Below are 14,482 nucleotides of genomic sequence, written 5' to 3'. Positions count from 1 at the left end.
CCAACCAGTTCGGCAGGGCCGCACCGTCAAGCAGCGTCGCAGTCAAGGTCAGCGCATCGCCATCCACATCCGTGAATGCATTCGCTGGCAGGGCAAAGCTCACAACCTCATCTTCCGCTGAAGACTGATTGGGCAATAAAGTTGTCAAAACAGGTGCGTTGTTCATAACGGTCATGTCCCTGTCCAATTCAAGCTGGTGGGCTGCTGTGATTGCCCGCAAATGCGGCCACTCAATTCGACTCTCAACCAACAGTGGAACCAGATCGCTGAATTGGAAAATACCGGGATTCTATATTTAAATAGACATCAGCTATGGTGGCCCCCGCGCTGTCAGGCTTGCAATTTGCCAACACGGCCAACCAAACAGCCCCACAAGTACCATTGTAGAGCCGGAAATCTGCAATGGTCTTCTGGTCAAGGCGAGTTGCCCAGTCAGCCATATCAGTGCGACGTTCTGCCCGCCATCACGTTCCAACCAATGGCTGGAAGGGGATGCAATCTAGATAGCCCTAGAGGAAGAGCTTGAGCAGAACTGCTGGATGATACCCGGGGCGCACGCACTCGATCAAGCGCATGTCGGGTGAAACAAACCGTCGCCAGATCCAGTTCATCAACAATAAGGTCCATGACACGGACCAGATGATCCTAGCAGGTTCAGTGCTCCAACCGTTCCGGAAAGAGCGTGGTCTGCACCCTGTCGAGACCTTCGATGAAACCCAACATGCTTGCCTCCGCCTGCCCTTCGGAAAGGCTAACATGTCTGGGAGCTTTCACACAGCCTCGGCCCATTCCTGCCGTTCGCCTTAGACATCCGTCGCTGCGGTGCGGCCTGTCGAAGGAGACATTCGCTGCGACTGAAAAAACTCAACGCAAGCGCTTTAGCCAGCGTTGTTTTGCCGGACCCACTTTTGCCAGACTACCGGCTCCCGGCGGGATGACCGTCAGGGCATTGGCCTCCAATCGGGCCTCAGGCATTGGGAGTTTGGTTCTTGCGGCCTCGGGCGGTGTCTGCTCCAGAAACCGGTTCAGAGAGGTCCAAGCCGTCCGCGCCCGCTCAATCATGCCCCACTGCCTGACCGCCTGCTCAACCAGCGCCAGTGCCCGGCCCAACAGGATTGATCCTGCGATCATTGCCCCCGGGGTCAGCTCATTGCGCAGCACCAGCCACGCCCCCAAGGCCAGCATGGCCGATTGCAGGAACAGCCGCAGTGATTTGGTCAGGGCAGTAAAGCTGCCGGTCCAGTCACTGGCTGCAATCGTCTGACGCAACGCCTCCGTGCGCTGCCGCAACCAGCGCAGGGAGATATCGCCCTGCATGCCCTGCGCGCGCGCCACCTTGCGGTGGGTCAGCATCTGGTTCAGCAAGGCAATCAAGATCAGCAGGACCGCGCCACCCACTGACAACCATCCCAGCAGCGGATGGAACACAAAGATCGCCGCCAAAAACACCGGTGTCCAGGGAATGTCCATTACGGCCAACAACACCGGCGACGCACAGAGGAATTGAATGGATTCCAAATCGCGCAGGGCTGTGGCTGGCGCCGATCGCGCCTGTGGATGCAGCGACCGGCGCATAGTGGCGTCAAACACGCGCTCGTCCAGTTGCGACTGAAACCGCGCGCCAAACCGCGCCACAATACGCCCCCGCGCAAAATCCAGCATCGCCATCAGGCCGTAGAGCAGAGCGACCAGCAGGAACAAAGCCGTCAGAGTTTCGACGGCACGCGAGGACAGAACACGGTCATAGACCTGCAACATGAACAACGGTTCCGTCAGCATCAGCAGGTTGACAAAAACGCTGAAGAGCAATGCCAGTGCCAGGAAGGTCAAACCCTGATTGCGGGCCTCGTGTAGTTCATGTCGGGCGGGTTGAGAAATAAAGGATTGAGGCTTCATGAGTTAGGTGGCTCTAATTTTTGCGTAGGGGTTCAGTTTTTAGCCCGGTCGCATTTCCAAGAATTTTTGCCCCAGATACTGCTGATATGGGAACTCTTTGATAGAAATAGACAATTTTGCTTTGCGGCTGTCGCAGCGGAGCACCAAATAGGATTTCTGGATGCACTATTTGTGCCTTTGGTAAGCGCCTTGGGGTCAAGGTAGGTCTAAATTTGTTCAGAAAACGTTGATTCAATTCGTGCAGTTCGCCGCTCACAACAGCTCTTGACCCTGGTTGGCCGATAGCGCTGAAACGGGCCCCACAATACAAGCAAGGAAGCCAGCCAAAATCGTCGGCGGTAAACGCCGAGACCGTTCGTCATTGGAGAATGAGGCAGGCGGGGAACCTTCTTCCCAGTTTCTAAAGTCGGTCAATTTTGATCATGCCCATTTATTTATTCAGCGGACCAATGCACTACTCGTATTGATACCATTTCCTTCAGGACGCCGCTTACCTCACACGGTATTTTTGTAACGAGTACACTCAACGACCTTGCGCTGAAGTTCCAATTCCCAACTTCTATTTAATGAAAGATTTTGACTATGCTTCGGAGGTGTTGAACCCAACGGGCCACCTTCAATTGAGTTCTGCGAGCAATCACCAAACGAAATCACATACTGTACTCATCTACTGGCTTGTGCCTGGCCAGGTCTTGAATGAAGCCCCGTTTTTGTCGGGGCGCGGAGAATTGTGGAGGTACCGAAGCGTAACCACGTGACGCTTAAGCCAGCATCCTAAATGGTCAGCGAGGCGAATTCCTTTCTCCTTGGGATTGCCGTCTCAGGTAAGATCACACCCCCCTCCCCAACCGCACCAACACCAGAATCCAATCAATCCGGTTGGAACGATAGGAAAATTTATGGTGTTTCTGCAATCTGCACAGAAACTAAAACAAGACTTCACGCACATCACTATCAACTCCGGCCAGCGACCCGTTGCGCGCCAACACGCCCAAGTTCACGCTTTCCCTTTGGCTGAGCGGGTGTGTACGCTATTGCCATATCGTCTATCAACATGGCGACAATTGCCATCAACGAAAGCCAATTTGAGGGCAAACACAACACCACTGTAAGCAGGCAGAGCACGCAATACACAAATGTCTGGAAACTGAACTGTCAGAGACTGTGAACCTGTTGAGGTTTTCAAGTTCTACCAAAGAGCTTTTCAATATCGGCAAGTTTCAATTCCACATAGGTTGGCCGCCCGTGGTTGCATTGACCGGAATGAGGTGTTGCCTCCATTTCACGTAGTAATGCGTTCATTTCTTCTGCGCGCATCCAACGCCCTGATCGAATAGATCCGTGACAAGCAACACGACTCAGGATGGCATCAATCTTGGCTTGTACGATTTGGCTTTCACCTTGGTCTGAGAGCTCGTCCAAAACGTCGAGAAGTAGAGAGCGTGCATCGACTTCACCTAAAATAGCTGGTGTTTCTCGCACAGCGATGGCACTTCCCCCGAATTGTTCGATGGTCAAGCCCACACCACTAAGCTCCTCAGCCACTTCCATTAGTCGAGAGCAATCTTCATCCAAAAGCTCCACGATATCCGGAATCAAAAGTACCTGGGCAGCGATGCCGTCTTTCGCCATCTGTTGTTTAAGTTTCTCGTAGACCAGTCTTTCATGTGCCGCATGTTGGTCTACGATCACCATTCCATCAGACGTTTGCGCGATAATGTAGTTTTCATGCACCTGCCCGCGGGCAGCACCAAGCGGAAGGCTTTCTGTTGGCACTTCAGCTTCTTGGGTAGGCGCTGGGTCAGATGCGGGAGAACTCTCTTGAACGCTGAGCTCCGGAGTGTTTCCACTCAGCTCATTGGCAAAGTCTTCAAACGCGGGAGCTTGAGCCTGGTATGCCGCTGTCCGCGCCGCCTTGGATGGCCGATCCATTTGATAGTCTCGGGCTGGGCCGGGCTTTATTGGCTCCGGTCTCATCGCACCCAGGGTTGCATCAGAAACAGTGGTTGACGCCCTATGCCCTGCATCAGCCAGAGCATGCTTCAAAGCCGAGACGATCAACCCTCGAGCCACACCTGGGTCGCGGAACCGAACCTCAGATTTCGCAGGATGCACATTGACGTCCACCAGTGTGGGTTCGCAGTCTATGAAGAGTGCCGCAGCGGGGTGGCGATCGCGACTTAGAAAATCGGAATAGGCCGCCCGAAGCGCCCCTATCAACATCTTGTCACGTACCGGACGACCGTTGACGAAAAGGAATTGCGCCACTGCAGCACCGCGGGAATATGTTGGAAGGGCCGCATATCCATAAAGCCGAAGCCCATCCCGTGTCGCATCGATCCGCAATGCGTTGTCCGCGAAGTCTCTGCCCAGCACTTTCGCAAGCCTCGCGTGCAGTGCATCAAACAAGTCGCCACTCTCACGATCTGCCCGGAAGACAACACGTCCCTCGCCTCCACCAGACACGTCTCGCAAGACAAACGTAATTGAGGGTTCGGTCATGGAGAGCCGCTTAACAACATCTGAAATCGCTTGTGCCTCTGCGCGATCAGTGCGCATGAACTTCAGGCGTGCCGGGGTTGCGAAGAACAGGTCACGGAGTTCCACAACTGTGCCAGTGCGTAGGGCCGCAGGCTTTACAGCTTCCATGTTTCCGCCAGAAATGTGAATTGAGGCTGCTTCTCCATCTGCCACACGACTTGTGATTGTCAGACGCCCCACAGCTCCAAGAGAAGGCAGAGCCTCTCCACGAAATCCAAAGGTGTTAATGTTCAGTAAGTCGGATCCGTCAATCTTGGACGTTGCATGACGAGCCAGGGCTAACGGCAGATCCTCGGCAGGTATCCCGTACCCATCGTCAGTGACACGGATCAGTGTTTTGCCGCCGTCAGCAATATCGATTGTAACCCGGGTCGCCATTGCATCAATCGCGTTCTCGATCAGTTCCTTCACAGCCGACGCAGGGCGCTCGACCACTTCGCCGGCAGCAATGCGGTTAATCGCTGCATCATCGAGTTGGTGGATACGCGGAGCAATTTTGGATTCTACACTTTCACTGATCATCTCGAAGGTTCCTGCAAAATCTCAAATCATGAAGTCCCAAACCTGGAACGTCGCGAAACAAAGTAGAACAAAAGAAGAACTATGACAATCGGCTGCCCGAAGACGGAGACTATCTACTCAGTTCAATTTCGTCCTCCGAAATCGGCGATCGGGACGGCAAGGAGTTAGAGAGTCAGGCGGAAAGGGACTGCTCTTCCGGGGTTGCTTTCGCAGAATGCGGGGCCAGCAGTCTAGCAGCCCATCACACGATTGACCTTTCGAGAGGTATGTGCCGAGACCGTTTCGAACGCGCAGGAATAATTGGCCAATGCAAGGGGCTTGAACCGAATAGGGTGCCATGTTTGATTTATGACCTTTTGCTGGTAGCCGCCGCGATTTTCTTGTCGGTGTTGTACTGGCTTAAAGAGTACACGGCCCAAATTGCCGCGGGTATCCATCCGATGAGTGTCAGCTGCAAAACCAAACAGAAAATGCCTTGGATTGGCCTTTTGATTGTGAAAAACACTACAAAGGGCAGCAATAGAGCCAGTATCAATCTCATGTTCTAAGTCCTTCATTCTTTGTGAAAGGTGTGAGCAACTTCCGATACTCTGCGACTATCCACGCATAGAACCAGATAGTGGTGTCCGGAAATACTCCAATCCTATATTTAAATAGTCATCCGCTATGGCGACACCAGACTATTTGGATTCGCAGGGCTCTACTGCTTGTTCTCTGGACCCCGATGAGAAAAATTCACCGTCGTGCGAAAACGCAAAGCTGTTGCTTACGAAGAACCCGTTTGGGTTTCTGCTCAACAGAAGGAATCCTGAATTTACAAAAGGCGGTATGGGCGACGGCCGCTTGTCAAATTCATAAGTACCGGCAGCAATCAGCTCAACTTTCTTTAGCAGAAACTGTACATAGACCCAGTCGGTCCGGCGTTGAAAAACTAAGGCGTTAGATTCCCTTCAGCTTCTTGAGAAATAACAATATTTTTGCAGATGCTAGATTCTCGCATTGGCAAATGTCACCCTTAGGTCAATACGTAAGTATTGCAGTAGTGCCAGACTGCTCTGCGCCCAACATCCTCCCGATACACATAAGCCGAAACCGAGGGAGGTGGCGATGATAGTAACCGCTCATGCCCATGAAATTGAGGCAAACGCCGAACTATTTGACCAAATGTATCAACTGCGCGCGAGACAGTTTAAGGATAGGAGAGACTGGCAAGTTCATGTCGAAAACGGTCGTGAGAAAGACGTATTCGATACCATGAACCCGCTTTACGTCTGTGTCACAACCGACGATCACAAGCTCTTGGCATCGCTTCGCTTACTTCCTACAACCGGGCCGCACATGTTGTCGGATGTCTTCCCAGAAGTGATGGGACGCGCGGGGATTGTGCGGAACCCACTGGTTATCGAAAGCTCTCGGTTTTGCGTAGATACGCAAGCGATGAAAGGCTCGGGCACCGGCGGCGTCAATATCGTGACACGTGAGTTACTCATGGGACTGTTTCAAACCGCCAAAGGCGCTGGAATGACTCATGTCATATCAGTGTACGACGTCTTTATGGAGCGCATACTGAGAAGGTCAGGATGCCCTTTCGAGCGTCTTGGACCCATCGTTAAGTATGACGGTTTAAAAACCGTGGCCGGCATGTGTGAGGCCTCCGATGAGGTGATTGCCACCATTTCCTCAAAACATCCGATAACCGCCGCCAGGGCTGCAACCTTCTGAAAGCCAACAGAAGAGCCGCCTAGTTGGGGTCGATGAATACTTGAAAAGAGTAACGGAAGGGAACGGTTTTCGCATCAATGTCGCGACTATCGGAAGCGAATTGTCGGCCGTCGACTAGGCAACAAAATGATACATGTACTCTTCGTGGATTCTAACGTTCCAGGTTTCGACACGATGCGAATAGCCCTAGATCGGGGCTATGTCGTGTCGTTCCTCCAGCCCAAACATCGACTATACACCGACACGGATTTAACCAAGTCCGTCAAAGCAGGCGTTCACAATCTCATATCAATTGAAGATCCGACTTCGTTTTATGAAGTAGCCCGCGCGATGGCCTTAATTCAATCAATTCTACCGATCGACGGCGTCATCACGCAGCTCGAACCTTGTGTCGATGCTGTAGCAAAGGCTTGTGTCGTACACAACATCCGCTTTACAAATGCAACCGCCGTTCAAAACTCAAAGAATAAACGCAAAGCCCGTGAGCTAGTCGAGCAAACCAAGCTTAAGTCCGGGTTTCACGCTATTGGTAAGACAGCCGACGACGTTGGCAAGATAGCAGCGCGTTACGGAAAGCCCGTTGTCGTAAAACCCCAGGTGGCATTTGATAGCATCTTACCTGTCGCTGCTCAAACATCGCAGGAGGCCAAACAGGCTGCTCAAGATATCCTAGACAGGATAGACGACCTTGCACCGGAAATCAGGGGTCAAATCGCAAACGGCCTCCTTGTAGAGGAATTGCTCGTTGGCCCCCTCGTCTCCATAGAGCTAGGCTTGCTCGATGGTGAATTCTTCCGCTTCATGATCTCTGGTCGACCAAGGGCCAAGGCCAATGATTGCATCAAAATGGGTACCTCAATGCCCGCCCAAATATCCTTCGAGGATCAAGAAAACTGCTGCGTGTATGCCGAACAGGTCGCCAAAGCACTTGGCTTGGATATAGGCATCTTTCACATTGAAATGATCCTTACAACCGAAGGTCCTGCGTTGGTTGAAGTCAACCCGAGACTGATGGGTGGTGTCATACCCAGCTTGTACGAAAACGTGACCGGCGATTGCCTTCTTAATCATCTAATTGACATCCATTTGGGGAAGCGACCACGGTGGAAGCCCGTTGCTCCCAAGACAGCTATAACCACCAGAAAGTTGATGCCGACAGAGGATGGTAAATTGCCCACGTTAATTGATCTTCATTGGGTCCATAATCAACCAGACATCATTCAGTTTGATCCCTACAAACTCAACCCAAACGCATCCGTGAAAGCTCATGATATTCTCGCTCGCTTTCAAGTGAAAAGCGACACCATAACAGAGGCGGATTCACGGGCTAACAGATATCTCTCAAAAATGGCAGAAGAACTGCAAATCAAACTTTTTGAATGAACAATCCCACCGAAGATCAGACATAGAAGATCCCGCCAGCACAGCTTAGAGCCCAACGCTTACTTACTACATCAATGCTAATAAGTGCCATCGGCACGAACACTATACTCGTGGCACTGTCTGTTGGTTTTTTCTAAGAAACGGCATCAGCAATCGGCGCAGCTGGCGTCTACATGGCACAATTCCTCCCCATTTTTCTTCTGATGCCGGTCGCATGAAGGCTTGTCGATAGATTTGAGTCGAAGAATGTCCTTATAGGATCGAACTAGCTGCAGGTTTCGCCACGTTGCTGGTGAGGCTAGTTGTCGCAAACAGCGCATTCTACCTCGCATACCCCCTACTGTTAGTGCGCGGTTTCTTTGTCATGACAACGAGAGTCGCACGCGATGTCGCGTTGAAAGACTTTCTCGACGATGAATGCGTTGATCGGGTCAATAACGTGGTTGTTTCAGGTAACTACGTGGACCAGGCACTGGGCGCTGTCGTTGGTTTCGCTCTTGTTTTAATCCTCTCCTTCACAATAATCGCCACTGTCAATGCGGGTACCTACATTGTATCGGCATTCGCATGTGCCCTGCTGCCCGTCGCAGCGGCCGTCCGATCAGATATGGGCGGTTACATTTCGCTCTTCAAACGTTGGGAAAAGGTCGTCCTATCCAATAAAATGATCATGTACTCTATGATTACTTTGGGGCTTTTGGTCGTCTTCTTACAGGCGTCAATCAAGTCGCGCGCATCTGCTAGCCGTTGGCCTGGCTCAACCTTCCACCCCAGTATGGATCTGTTTCGGAAGCTGTAGGCGTGTTTGGCATTGTCGCAGGCGTTGTATTCGTCAACCATCGATACACAGCCGAACGTAACTCCCCCTGCCCCTCTATCGTTGATTTTTATTCTTGCGTCATTGGCGATCCTAATGCCCTTCCTCACCCAAACACCAATTGTCACATTCGATTTCTACTTTGCGTTCATGTTAGCGTTTGAAGTCGCTTTCGTAGTTTCGTTGAACGGGATTCTTAAAAACGCAAGCAAAGAAGATGTCCCGTGTCTCATGGTTATTTATATGGCGTGGTGTTCGGCGGCATGGCCACCACGACGATCATAATCGGCTTCGCGGCTAATCAGTTTCGACTGTTCACCGCCGCCGTCACTCTGACCTTTGTCTCCAAAGCGCTTATCCTTCGCCCACACCACCCCAGAGCAGCAAAATGCAGACTACGTCTTCGTTTGGACTAGCTAAAACTCTCCGTGTGATTTGAATCCTCAAACCCACATCAAATAGTATGCGATACAAAGCACCTAGCCTCGTCGCTTTGCGTAGCCACGACTGCTCAATATCTTTTAAGATGTAACAGCATCCGGCGCAGTATCATGTACTTCAGGAGATATTAAACTAATGAAGTTAGCCATATCAGAAGCGTTTGTTGACGACTCCACCGCTTTTCGGAAATCCAACGACAAACCGGGTTTCCTCAGCGTCTTTGGTCGCCGCTTTGGCTTATCCAACATCGCCTACATGCACTTGCCATCACTGGTCAATCCGCAATCAGAGACTGGACTTGTCACGACATACTCAAAGGCATGGGAGGATCGCTATGTGGAGAAAGGGTATGATGAACGCGACCCTGTTGTGAAAAATAGCTTCAAAGGAGTTTTACCGTTTGACTGGAGTGCAATAACCAACGGTGATCGATCAGCCATCAACTTCTTTGGTGAAGCTGCTGAATTTGGAGTGAGCAAACAAGGTGTTTCAATACCAATAAGAGGTCCGGAAGGGGATCAAGCATTGTTTTCCGTTAGCTCCAACGAATCCGCCGGAGAGTGGCGTTCAATCAAGCAGCACCTCCTACCCGACCTGACCTACCTCGGATTCCTGGTTCACTCCGCTATTGTCAAAAAACCCACGGGAAACGCAGTAACTACTAAACTGTCGCCACGCGAGAAAGATGTCTTGTTATGGGCAAGCTACGGAAAGAGCTGTTGGGAAACCGGCAAGATTCTTGGACTGAGTGAAAGAACAGTGAATTTTTACATTGGCAATGCGTCTGCAAAGCTGGGTGCAGCCACAAAAACCCAAGCTGTCGCCATTGCACTTCGAAAATGCTTAATACTTCAAACTATGTGACGCCTACATCAATTCGGGACAACAATACTCCTAAGAGTACCGCGTATCTCCGCACCACTCGCACGACCAACATCCCCGGTGTTGTCGACCGGCGCGCAAGTCTCACGCTTCTCCTCATTCGCTCAAAACCGCTTCTTCCTCCTGCTCAGAGGCAAAACTGGCTACTGGTGAAGTGTATTTGATTGGTAAAACGGAAACCGTGTTGATCTCGTATCCAACACGGGTGCCGCTTGAGTACAAACGATTGAGCTAAACGGACGGGCAGTCGTCATTTCGGAGAGCTGTACTCAGCTGATGCCGATCTTCGAATCTCTGTTGTGGGTCAGAATCTGCGACGCGCAGGGTGAGTGTTTCAAATGTGCCATAGACCTGCCTCTTTTCGAGCCTTGGGGCGTTATTGAGTGATTTCGAAATGGCCTTCGCGTATCAGAGCTGTCCCATCAGGCTGCAATACCCACAATTCATCTAAGATGATGCCTTTGGCGTTATTCATTTTCCAGTCTGCAGAAACGCTGGCGGCTGTCAGTGTTTGGTCAATGACATGGGTCGTCGTGTTGATATAGACCACGTCATTGAAGCCTTTCGAAATTATGCTAGTCCAAAAAGCTTGGATCGCCTCGCGACCTTCAAAGGTGCCAAATGGCTTAACTACCATAATCGCATTTTCTTCGTACATTTCAGCCGCGCCAGCCGCGTCTCCTGCGTTGAAGGCATTGCGCCATGCTAGGCTACCTTCGGCGACAGCGATACTAAGCGCCGTTTCACGCGCCGCACTTGTGGCCGGATCTGCAGTCAGGGATTGTGCGGGCACGCTTGTGGCTAGTATCGCGGCAGGCATGGAGCATGTAGCTTTTTTCATTTTGTAATCTCTGCCTTGATTTGTTTGCATTTGGTCGATGAGCCGTATTTGGAGTATTTGTGTTGCTTAAAAAAGCGACCATAAATGAAATCACTGTTCAATGTTGGAGAACAAATAGCCGTGCTCTCAACGCTACCTTTAAATTTTGTTACTATTGTCGAAACGGGTTCAATCACCCGGGCAGCGGATGAGTTGGGCTTGGCAAAGTCAGCAGTCAGCCAGAGCCTGAAAAAGTTGGAAGCACAATTGGGTATCAAATTGGCAGTGCGCACGACCCGGCACCTGTCGCTAACCCCAGCAGGAGAACGGTATTATCGGCGATGCAAAGACGTGCTCGCGTTGGCGAAGCAAGCCGCAACTGAGATGGAGGCGTATGGCGCGATACCGTCCGGTCCAATCAAAATCACCGCACCCCATGTCCTGATTGCGCCGATCATTGCCCCAGCCATGGCCAAGGTTATGCATCAGTTTCCAGAACTTGAGCCGACAGTGATCGCAGATGACGCCCGGTTGGATTTGATCGCCGAGGGGATTGATGTCGCAATTGCGGTAGGCGTTTTACGCGACAGTAACCTTCGTGCCCGCAAAATAGGGTCGCTACGAGACATCCTGTGTGTCGCCCCTTCGCTCATGGCGCAGGCGCCGCCTTCGGATACCCCTGAGTTTGCAAAATGGGTACAAGGCCTGCCTTACATCGCGCATGTGCGAGAGCCGTCAGCAGTAATCCATTCTATTCCCACCAAAGACCACACGAAACCCGTAACCTTGAAATTCAATCCAAGTTTTTGCTGCAACACGCTTGATGCCATTGCCGCTTGCACTCGGGAAGGACTGGGGGTCGCATTTCTACCTGACATTCGTGTCGCACAGGAAATCGAAGACGGGTCACTGGTGCGACTGTGCGAGCAACTACTACCCGATCCGACACCAATCCACGCTGTTCACACCTACGACACGTTAGTTCCACGCTCCGTGAAAGAGGTGATTGAGGCCGTCCGAGCGGCTTTGAGCGGGCGTACGTCATAAAATCTGATCATATGGAAGAATTCCCAAAGCAGTCGTTTGCACTGTTAGAATTGATGTCGATACAATCGATCATGATAAGAGACACTTGGGCTTTGTCGCAAACTTAGGAGTGGTTCGAAGCTACCGCTTTGAAAGAACAACCAATCGGTTGCGGGGCCGAGACATTTCAAACAGTGTAGTCGAACTAGTCAATGTCGCGACCAACGCCATAGTTGGTACCTGCGCACTCTGCCCACTCGTTTAGTTGATCTGATTGGATGATCGATGCATGGATATTATCAAGTTGCCGTGCACTATAGAATGCTGAGCGATCAGGTGCGCATGAGGGCATTAGCGCGTCCGATAAGGCAAGATTATTGGACATAGACGAAAATTATTGAGAGGGACGCTTTGATATCCAAGGTCTGGATGGAAAGCGGACTTGTGTGAAAGGGTTTGCGCGGAATTCTGATAGGGAAGGAACTAGATACAGCGTATTTCTCCCTAGTGAGTTAGAGCCACTTGCATCGGTGATCAGAGTTAACAAAGTTTGCCAAGACCACCAGATTACCGGTATGGCGACAATGAACGTATCCCTTCCGGACCCGATGAAATCCTGGGTCGAGTCCCGCACAAAAGACGGGCGCTACAGCAATGTTAGTGACTATGTTCGCGATCTGATCCGCAAAGACCAGGAGCGGGAAGGGGCTATATTGGAACTTCAGGGCCTTATCGAAGAGGGGATTTGTAGCGGTGCACCCCGACCGTTCGACATGTCGGGCTTCATTGAGCGCAAGGTTGTCGGGCACGACAATTGATGCGCAATATCGAACTGCGTCCGAGAGCTGAGGCTGATCTGGATGAAGTTTGGGTTTATGCTGTAGAAACGTGGTCCGTGGCTCAGGCAAAGGCTTACCTGATTGGATTGGGTGCATCGCTTGAGTTGATTGCGGAGTTCCCTGATTTGGCCCGGTTGCGGTTAGAGTTCACACCAGCGGTGCGGATTCACCCCTACAAAAAGCATCTAATCATATACCAATCTGACGATACGGCAATTGATGTAGTTCGTATCGCTCACAGCATGGCGAACTGGTCTGATTTCCTGGCTGATTGAGGGTTTTGCCAATGCTTTCCGCTCTGAAGATTCCGGCTTACTTCGTTGAAAAACTCTTCCTTGATCGAGACCTAAGTAGCTGATTCAATTGGTCCTGTAGGGAGAGGTTGGCGATGTTGGGGCCAAGGCAGGAAGTACAGGCAGCGCTGTTCTACGAGTTCTCGCTGGAGGGTCATGTCCCACAAGATCACCTTTTGAGATCGATAGATCGGTTCGTTGATCTGGGCAGCATCCGCTCACATTTGGCGGACTTCTACAGTCACACGGGCCGCCCTTCCATCGACCCCGAACTTCTGATCGCGGACACCGCCTACGGTTCCGGCCCGATGCTGGACTGGCTGGTGAAGCACAAGATCGCACCGCACATTCCGGTCATCGATAAAGCTGGACGAACAGACGGCACCTGGTCCCGCGCTGACTTTGAGTGGGACGCGGCAAACAACCAATACATCTGCCCCGAAGGCGAGGCGCTCAAGCAATTCCGCCGCAACTACTCCGACCCAAACCGTGATCCGACGGGCAAAGGTGTCGCGAAATATCAGGCCCTCAAACACACCTGTCAGGCCTGCCCATCCAAACCCAAATGCTGCCCCAAGGCAGATTGCCGCAAAATCAATCGAGAAGAGCATGAAGATGCCCGCGATCTCGCCCGCGCCATCCGCAAAACATCCCAATACAAAGTCTCATCCAAGTTGCGAAAGAAAGTCGAGAGGCTCTTCGCACACCTCAAACGCATCCTGGGCTTGGGACGGCTCCGATTACGCGGCCCGTGCGGCGCAACTGATGAATTCCTCCTCGCCGCTACCGCCCAGAACCTTCGCAAACTAGCCAAGATCTTTCCCGCACCGCAGCAAGCGCGAAAAGCCTGATCAGAAAGGCGCTAACGGACTGATTTGGAATCCACTTTCTGCGCCAGCAAAACGTTGTTTTTCCACAGAATCGGCGGAAAGCGAAAGTTCGCTGTGGTTGCGAACTCAAATGACAGTATCTGCGTTAGCGACAAGGCCTTGAAGGCGTCCGGAGCTTCATCGACATCACATCCGGCCGGCTTTGGCTCTGACGTGTTGTCAACATGATCTGGATTTCATTTGAGACCCCACGCGACGCCGTTGAGACTGTGCGCTCCACAATCCGACTTCATTGTCAAAAGCTGCTGTGGCTAACTAATCCTCCCAGAACAGTCCACTTCCTGTTTTGGGCGAACATGACACTTGGGAGTTTAGCTAATGAGTCGCTCGAACCAACTACTTCGGCTGGATGGCTCAATACATCCCGGAAGAAGAACACTCGATGCGTTCGCTGGCGTGGACTTGCCCTT

General features: G+C 51.7%; 13 protein-coding genes and 1 pseudogene. 8 read left to right on the top strand and 6 right to left on the bottom strand.

Annotation, left to right across the window (positions count from 1 at the left end):
- The 5 genes and pseudogenes from ACR0BU_RS24200 to ACR0BU_RS24180 all read right to left on the bottom strand — a co-directional run.
- On the bottom strand, positions 1-166 hold a 166-nt coding region (locus ACR0BU_RS24200; RefSeq protein ID WP_480739462.1), incomplete at its 3' end, for a putative Ig domain-containing protein.
- Between the two features lie 211 nt (positions 167-377).
- Positions 378-723: pseudogene (locus ACR0BU_RS24195) on the bottom strand (transposase); the annotation flags it as partial.
- A gap of 141 nt (positions 724-864) precedes the next feature.
- Positions 865-1,896 carry an ABC transporter transmembrane domain-containing protein gene (locus ACR0BU_RS24190; RefSeq protein WP_480739460.1) on the bottom strand — a complete coding sequence of 344 codons (1,032 nt, stop codon included), beginning with the start codon at positions 1,894-1,896 and terminating at the stop codon, positions 865-867.
- Between the two features lie 1,182 nt (positions 1,897-3,078).
- Complete coding sequence (gene mutL / locus ACR0BU_RS24185; RefSeq protein ID WP_480739458.1) at positions 3,079-4,959, bottom strand: DNA mismatch repair endonuclease MutL; 1,881 nt, start codon at positions 4,957-4,959, stop codon at positions 3,079-3,081.
- A 346-nt stretch (positions 4,960-5,305) separates the two neighbouring features.
- Entirely contained in the window at positions 5,306-5,500 is a 195-nt protein-coding gene (locus tag ACR0BU_RS24180; RefSeq protein WP_298938305.1) for a YqaE/Pmp3 family membrane protein, read from the bottom strand.
- Between the two features lie 566 nt (positions 5,501-6,066).
- On the opposite strand from ACR0BU_RS24180, the gene ACR0BU_RS24175 reads away from it, so the two are divergent.
- From ACR0BU_RS24175 to ACR0BU_RS24160, 4 genes are all read left to right on the top strand, one after another.
- Entirely contained in the window at positions 6,067-6,681 is a 615-nt protein-coding gene (locus ACR0BU_RS24175) for an acyl-homoserine-lactone synthase (RefSeq protein ID WP_298938306.1), read from the top strand.
- Between the two features lie 126 nt (positions 6,682-6,807).
- On the top strand, positions 6,808-8,064 hold the full coding sequence (locus tag ACR0BU_RS24170) for an ATP-grasp domain-containing protein (protein WP_480739456.1): 1,257 nt from the start codon (positions 6,808-6,810) through the stop codon (positions 8,062-8,064).
- 364 nt (positions 8,065-8,428) lie between these two features.
- Complete coding sequence (locus ACR0BU_RS24165) at positions 8,429-8,863, top strand: hypothetical protein (RefSeq protein ID WP_480739454.1); 435 nt, start codon at positions 8,429-8,431, stop codon at positions 8,861-8,863.
- A gap of 594 nt (positions 8,864-9,457) precedes the next feature.
- Positions 9,458-10,186 (top strand): LuxR family transcriptional regulator, encoded by a 729-nt coding sequence (locus tag ACR0BU_RS24160; RefSeq protein WP_480739452.1) that lies wholly within the window; start codon positions 9,458-9,460, stop codon positions 10,184-10,186.
- Positions 10,187-10,580: 394 nt separating this feature from the next.
- On the opposite strand, the gene ACR0BU_RS24155 is transcribed toward ACR0BU_RS24160, so the two are convergent.
- Complete coding sequence (locus tag ACR0BU_RS24155; RefSeq protein WP_298938528.1) at positions 10,581-11,075, bottom strand: YybH family protein; 495 nt, start codon at positions 11,073-11,075, stop codon at positions 10,581-10,583.
- A 54-nt stretch (positions 11,076-11,129) separates the two neighbouring features.
- Between ACR0BU_RS24155 and ACR0BU_RS24150 the strand changes: the two genes are divergently transcribed.
- The 4 genes from ACR0BU_RS24150 (at position 11,130) to ACR0BU_RS24135 (ending at position 14,033) form a co-directional block, all read left to right on the top strand.
- Positions 11,130-12,071 (top strand): LysR family transcriptional regulator, encoded by a 942-nt coding sequence (locus ACR0BU_RS24150; RefSeq protein WP_480739449.1) that lies wholly within the window; start codon positions 11,130-11,132, stop codon positions 12,069-12,071.
- 563 nt (positions 12,072-12,634) lie between these two features.
- Positions 12,635-12,868 (top strand): type II toxin-antitoxin system ParD family antitoxin, encoded by a 234-nt coding sequence (locus tag ACR0BU_RS24145; protein ID WP_366140976.1) that lies wholly within the window; start codon positions 12,635-12,637, stop codon positions 12,866-12,868.
- Positions 12,868-13,164 (top strand): type II toxin-antitoxin system RelE/ParE family toxin, encoded by a 297-nt coding sequence (locus tag ACR0BU_RS24140; protein WP_480739448.1) that lies wholly within the window; start codon positions 12,868-12,870, stop codon positions 13,162-13,164. The genes ACR0BU_RS24145 and ACR0BU_RS24140 overlap by 1 nt, the downstream gene beginning before the upstream one ends.
- A gap of 113 nt (positions 13,165-13,277) precedes the next feature.
- The gene (locus ACR0BU_RS24135; RefSeq protein ID WP_480739447.1) at positions 13,278-14,033 is read left to right on the top strand and encodes a transposase; all 756 of its coding nucleotides are present in this window, start codon (positions 13,278-13,280) and stop codon (positions 14,031-14,033) included.
- The last annotated feature ends 449 nt before the right edge of the window (positions 14,034-14,482 follow it).

Source organism: Ruegeria sp. CK2 (genome assembly GCF_056536585.1).
This window is presented reverse-complemented; position numbering and strand designations above follow the sequence as displayed.

What these genes read in the sequence shown, in the direction of transcription:
- ACR0BU_RS24190 (WP_480739460.1), bottom strand. Translation starts at nt 1,896, where the DNA reads ATGAAGCCTCAATCCTTTATTTCTCAACCCGCCCGACATGAACTACAC.
- mutL (WP_480739458.1), bottom strand. Translation starts at nt 4,959, where the DNA reads ATGATCAGTGAAAGTGTAGAATCCAAAATTGCTCCGCGTATCCACCAA.
- ACR0BU_RS24180 (WP_298938305.1), bottom strand. Translation starts at nt 5,500, where the DNA reads ATGAGATTGATACTGGCTCTATTGCTGCCCTTTGTAGTGTTTTTCACA.
- ACR0BU_RS24175 (WP_298938306.1), top strand. Translation starts at nt 6,067, where the DNA reads ATGATAGTAACCGCTCATGCCCATGAAATTGAGGCAAACGCCGAACTA.
- ACR0BU_RS24170 (WP_480739456.1), top strand. Translation starts at nt 6,808, where the DNA reads ATGATACATGTACTCTTCGTGGATTCTAACGTTCCAGGTTTCGACACG.
- ACR0BU_RS24165 (WP_480739454.1), top strand. Translation starts at nt 8,429, where the DNA reads ATGACAACGAGAGTCGCACGCGATGTCGCGTTGAAAGACTTTCTCGAC.
- ACR0BU_RS24160 (WP_480739452.1), top strand. Translation starts at nt 9,458, where the DNA reads ATGAAGTTAGCCATATCAGAAGCGTTTGTTGACGACTCCACCGCTTTT.
- ACR0BU_RS24155 (WP_298938528.1), bottom strand. Translation starts at nt 11,075, where the DNA reads ATGCAAACAAATCAAGGCAGAGATTACAAAATGAAAAAAGCTACATGC.
- ACR0BU_RS24150 (WP_480739449.1), top strand. Translation starts at nt 11,130, where the DNA reads ATGAAATCACTGTTCAATGTTGGAGAACAAATAGCCGTGCTCTCAACG.
- ACR0BU_RS24145 (WP_366140976.1), top strand. Translation starts at nt 12,635, where the DNA reads ATGAACGTATCCCTTCCGGACCCGATGAAATCCTGGGTCGAGTCCCGC.
- ACR0BU_RS24140 (WP_480739448.1), top strand. Translation starts at nt 12,868, where the DNA reads ATGCGCAATATCGAACTGCGTCCGAGAGCTGAGGCTGATCTGGATGAA.
- ACR0BU_RS24135 (WP_480739447.1), top strand. Translation starts at nt 13,278, where the DNA reads ATGTTGGGGCCAAGGCAGGAAGTACAGGCAGCGCTGTTCTACGAGTTC.